Origin of the sequence: Rhizobacter sp. (genome assembly GCF_035702065.1) — a bacterium.
In the GTDB taxonomy this organism is placed as follows: domain Bacteria; phylum Pseudomonadota; class Gammaproteobacteria; order Burkholderiales; family Burkholderiaceae_C; genus Rhizobacter.
Map to the genome: position 1 here is coordinate 1 of NZ_DASSRA010000442.1, position 4,758 is coordinate 4,758.

At 67.5% G+C, this 4,758-nt stretch carries 5 protein-coding genes; 1 reads left to right on the forward strand and 4 read right to left on the reverse strand.

From position 1 onward, the window contains the following. Window positions 1–285, reverse strand: a 285-nt coding sequence (locus VFL64_RS19350; RefSeq protein ID WP_489542018.1) for a phosphoribosylaminoimidazolesuccinocarboxamide synthase, incomplete at its 3' end; no start/stop codon positions are given. Beyond that, on the reverse strand, window positions 285–1,349 hold the full coding sequence (fba, locus tag VFL64_RS19355) for a class II fructose-bisphosphate aldolase (protein ID WP_489542019.1): 1,065 nt from the start codon (window positions 1,347–1,349) through the stop codon (window positions 285–287). The genes VFL64_RS19350 and fba, both read right to left, overlap by 1 nt. Window positions 1,350–1,619: 270 nt before the next feature. On the opposite strand from fba, the gene VFL64_RS19360 reads away from it, so the two are divergent. Next, window positions 1,620–2,642, forward strand: coding sequence for an ATP-binding protein (locus tag VFL64_RS19360; protein WP_489542020.1), 1,023 nt, complete (start codon window positions 1,620–1,622; stop codon window positions 2,640–2,642). An 8-nt stretch (window positions 2,643–2,650) separates the two neighbouring features. On the opposite strand, the gene VFL64_RS19365 is transcribed toward VFL64_RS19360, so the two are convergent. Beyond that, complete coding sequence (locus VFL64_RS19365) at window positions 2,651–3,862, reverse strand: threonine ammonia-lyase (protein ID WP_489542021.1); 1,212 nt, start codon at window positions 3,860–3,862, stop codon at window positions 2,651–2,653. 49 nt (window positions 3,863–3,911) lie between these two features. After that, window positions 3,912–4,758, reverse strand: an 847-nt coding sequence (locus VFL64_RS19370) for a pyruvate kinase (protein WP_489542022.1), incomplete at its 5' end; no start/stop codon positions are given.

Genomic DNA, 4,758 nt, shown 5'->3' on the forward strand with positions numbered 1-4,758 from the left:
CTTGACCTGCGGCACTTCGGCGGCAGTCACCACGCTTTCCGGCGCCACGCCGGTCAGGTGATTGGGGCAGACGTGGCCGAGCTTGCCGAACCAGAACAGCGCCATCTGCGTGAGCAGTTCGCCCTTGCCGGGAATCGGCTCGCCCATGATCACGTCGAACGCGCTCAGGCGATCCGAAGCGACCATGAGGATGCGGTCATCACCGACGGCGTAGTTGTCGCGCACCTTGCCGCGCGCGAGCAGCGGCAGGGAGGTGAGCGTCGATTGGAGCAGGGCCTGCGCCATCAGACGACCGTCTGGGCCAGTTCACCCTTCGCGTAGCGCTGCGCGACCTGCACCAGGGTCTGCGGCTTGATCTTGCCGCCCTGGCCTTCGCAGCCGAACTGCTGGTAGCGCGCCTTGCACACCGCCTTGGCGGCTTCACGGGCGGGCTTGAGCCACTCACGGGCGTCGAACTTGTCGGGGTTCTCGGCCAGGAACTTGCGCACCGCGCCGGTCATGGCCAGGCGGATGTCGGTGTCGATGTTGATCTTGCGCACGCCGAACTTGATGGCTTCCTGGATCTCTTCGATCGGCACGCCGTAGGTCTCTTTGATCTTGCCGCCGTACTGGTTGATGATGGCCAGCAGATCGGCCGGCACCGACGACGAACCGTGCATCACCAGGTGCGTGTTGGGAATGCGCTTGTGGATCTCCTTCACGCGCGAGATCGCGAGGATGTCGCCCGTGGGCTTGCGCGAGAACTTGTAGGCGCCGTGGCTGGTGCCGATGGCGATGGCGAGTGCATCGAGCTGGGTCTCGCGCACGAACACGGCCGCTTCTTCAGGGTCGGTCAGCATCTGGCTGTGGTCGAGCTTGCCTTCGGCGCCGATGCCGTCTTCTTCGCCGGCGTCACCCGTCTCCAGGTTGCCCAGGCAGCCGAGTTCACCTTCGACGGTCACACCGACCTTGTGCGCCATCTGCACCACGCGGCGGGTCACGTCGACGTTGTAGTTGAAGTCGGCCGGGGTCTTGCCGTCTTCGCGCAGCGAGCCGTCCATCATCACCGAGCCGAAGCCCAGGGTGATGGCGCCTTCGCACACCGTGGGCGTGGTGCCGTGGTCCTGGTGCATCACCAGTGGGATGTGCGGGTAGGCCTCGGTGGCGGCCTGGATCAGGTGCTTGATGAAAGGCTCGCCGGCGTACTTGCGGGCCCCGGCGCTGGCCTGCAGGATCACCGGGGCGCCGGTTTCATCGGCCGCGGCCATCACGGCCTGCACTTGCTCCAGGTTGTTGACGTTGAAAGCCGGGATGCCGTAGCCGTTTTCAGCGGCGTGGTCCAGCAGTTGGCGCATCGAAACGAGTGGCATGGTCGTGTCCGGAAGTGATGAAAACGGTGTCGGCCAGGCGCATCGCGCACGAGCCTGCAGAGCGGAACGAAACCGCACTGAAACTCCGGAGATTGTACCGAGCACGCCCCGTGAAAACCCTTTCGCGGCGATGCGTCCCGCGTCTGGGGGGCGGGGTCCGCCTTGCGGGGGAAGGCCCGGCAATTGGGCGGAAAAGGCCTTGCTTTTCCCGCTTCAGTCGGGCTCACCGCGGCCGACACTGGACGCCCATACGACGACCGGGCAACCGCCATGGCACGACTCGACCTGAACGCTCTGACGCTCACCATCACCGCTGCCGCAGTGAGCCACCCGCATGACCTGGCCCCGCACGTGATGCAGATCACGGGCGTGAGCCGCGGCACCGCGAACAAGGCGCTGCAGCGCCTCGTGCAGCTCGGCTGGCTGCAGCGCGAAGGCACGGTGCGCCGCCCCCATTTCCGCCCCGGCCTGCTGCGCCAGGTGGTCAAGCGCTACCCGCTCGCCGGGCTGCAGGAAGACCTGCCCTGGGCGCGCGACTTCGCCCCCTTCTTCACCTTGCCGACCCAAGTGCAGCGCATGGCGCAGCACACCTTCGGCGAACTGCTCAACAACGCCATCGACCACAGCGGTGGCAGCAGCGTGACGGTCTCGCTGCGCCAGACGCCCAGCCACGTGCAGCTGCTGGTATCGGACGACGGCTGCGGCGTGTTCGATCAGCTGTCGCGCTCGTTCTCGCTCACCGACCCCACGCTCGCCATGCTCGAACTCAGCAAGGGCAAGCTGACCAGCCAGCCGGCACGCCACGCCGGCCGCGGCCTCTTCTTCACCTCGCGACTGGCCGACGTGTTCGACCTGCACGCCAACGAGACAGCCTTCCAGCACCGCGAGTGGGAAGGCCAAGGCTGGCGCCCCGGCCGTGCACTCAAGCACCAGGGCACCTCCGTCTACGCCGCGATCGCGCTGGACACGACCCGAACGCTGGAATCGGTGCTGCGCGCCCACAGCCTGAGCGGCCAAGGCTTCGGCTTCGAGCGCACCGTGGTGCCGCTGCGCCTGATGGCCTCGCCGCTGGCCGGCCTCGACTCACGCGCGCAGGCCCGTCGCGTGGCGGCCCGGCTCAATGCGTTCCGCCGCGCGGAGATGGACTTCGACGGCATCGAGGCCATTGGCCACAGCTTTGCCGATGAGCTGTTCCGCGTGATGTCACCGGAACTGCGCGAACTGGATCTCGTGCCCCTGAACATGTCGCCGGCGGTGGCTGCGATGATCGACAGCGTGCGCAGCGAGCGCTGAGACGCAAGTCAGCCGATGCGTTCGGCGCGGTAGCCGGCCGCGCGCATCGCGACCAGAATCTCCTCGATGTGCTCCACGCCCTGCGTGTGCACCACCACCTCGATCTGAACCCGCTCGACCGACACCGAGCTGAAGGCGCGCTGGTGTTGCACCTCGTCGATGTTGGCGCCGAGCCGGCCCAGCAGCGTCGCCACGTCGGCCAGCGCGCCCGGCACGTCGCGCACGTCCAGCTTGAGCCGCGCCAGCCGGCCCGACTTGACCATGCCGCGCTCGATGATCTCGGCCAGCACCAGCGGGTCGATGTTGCCGCCTGACAGCACCAGGCCGACCTTGCGCCCCGCGAAGCGCTCGCGGTGCTTCATCAGCGCCGCCAGGCCCACCGCGCCCGCGCCTTCGACCACGGTCTTCTCGATCTCGAGCAGCATCACGATGGCCTGTTCGATGTCGTCTTCGCCGACCAGCAGTACCTCGTTCACGTGTTGCTGGATCAGCGGCAGCGTCAGCTCCCCCGGCGCCTTCACGCCGATGCCGTCGGCGATGGTCGCCTGCTGCACGTCGAGCGAACCGCCATGCTTGGCGTTCCAGGCCGCAGGGAAGCGCTCCGTCTGCACACCGATGACTTCGATGCCGGGCTTGAGTGCTCGCGCTGCGGTTGCAATGCCGCCGATGAGCCCGCCACCGCCGATGGCCACGACCAGCGTGTCCAACGCGGGCTGCTGCGCCAGCATCTCCAGGCCGATGGTGCCCTGCCCTGCCGCGATGGCCAGATCGTCGTACGGGTGGATGACAGTGAGGTTGCGCTCTCGCGCCAGCTCCAGGCCGAACTTGCGCGCATCGTCGAAGGTGTCGCCCTGCAGGATCACCTGGGCCCCGAAGCGGCGCGTGTTGGACACCTTCACGGGCGCTGCAAAGCGCGGCATCACGATGGTGGCGGGCAGGCCCAGGCGCTGCGCGTGATACGCCACGCCTTGCGCATGGTTGCCGGCCGAGACGGCGAGCACGCCCCGCGAGCGGGCCTCGTCGTCCAGCTGGGCAATCTTGTTGAGGGCGCCGCGCTCCTTGAAGGAGGCGGTGAACTGGAGGTTCTCGAACTTGAGGAAGACCTCGCAGCCGATCAGGCTGCTCAAGGTGCGAGAGGGCAGGCAGGGGGTTTCGAGAACATGGCCGCGCAGCCGTTGTGCGGCCGCGCGGATGTCATCAAGGGTGAGGGTGGTGTCCATGGCCCGATTGTGGCGCTGCAGGCACAGCAGCCGCTGTGCCGACCTCCACTCAGCTGACCAGGCAGACCTTCAGCATGTTGGTGCCACCGGGGTAGCCCATCGGCTCGCCGCAGGTGATGGCGTAGGTGTCGCCGGGCTTGAGCACCCCGTTGCTCACCAGCAGCGCCTCGGCGTGCTTGAGTGCCTCGTCGCGGTCGGTGAAGTTGGGCATGAGCAGCGGGCTCACGTTGCGGAACAGCGTCATGCGGCGCTGGCTGCCGAGCTGCGACGTCAGCCCGAAGATGGGCACGTGGATCTTGTGCCGGCTCATCCACAGCGCCGTCGAGCCCGACTCGGTGAGCGCGAGGATGGCCTTGCAGCCCAGGTGGTAGGCGGTAAAGAGCGCGCCCATGGCGATCGACTGGTCGATGCGGCCGAACCGTTTGTTGGTGAAGCTCGCATCGAGCGCGATCTCTTCGGCGGCTTCGGCTTCGACGCAGATGCTGGCCATCATCTCGACCGTCTCGACCGGGTACTTGCCGGCGGCCGTCTCGGCGCTCAGCATCACCGCGTCGGTGCCGTCGATCACCGCGTTGGCCACGTCGCTCACCTCGGCGCGCGTGGGCACCGGGTTGACGATCATCGACTCCATCATCTGCGTGGCGGTGATGACCACGCGGTCCATGTCGCGCGCCGCCTTGATCATGCGCTTCTGCAACGCCGGCACGGCCGCGTTGCCCACTTCCACCGCCAGGTCGCCGCGCGCCACCATGATGCCGTCGCTGGCCTTGATGATGGACTCCAGCACGGGGATCGCCTCGCTGCGCTCGATCTTGGCGATCAGCGCCGGCTTGTGGCGCCACGGCTCGCCGGCCACATTGGCCAGCTGGCGCGCCATCTCCATGTCGGTCGCGTTC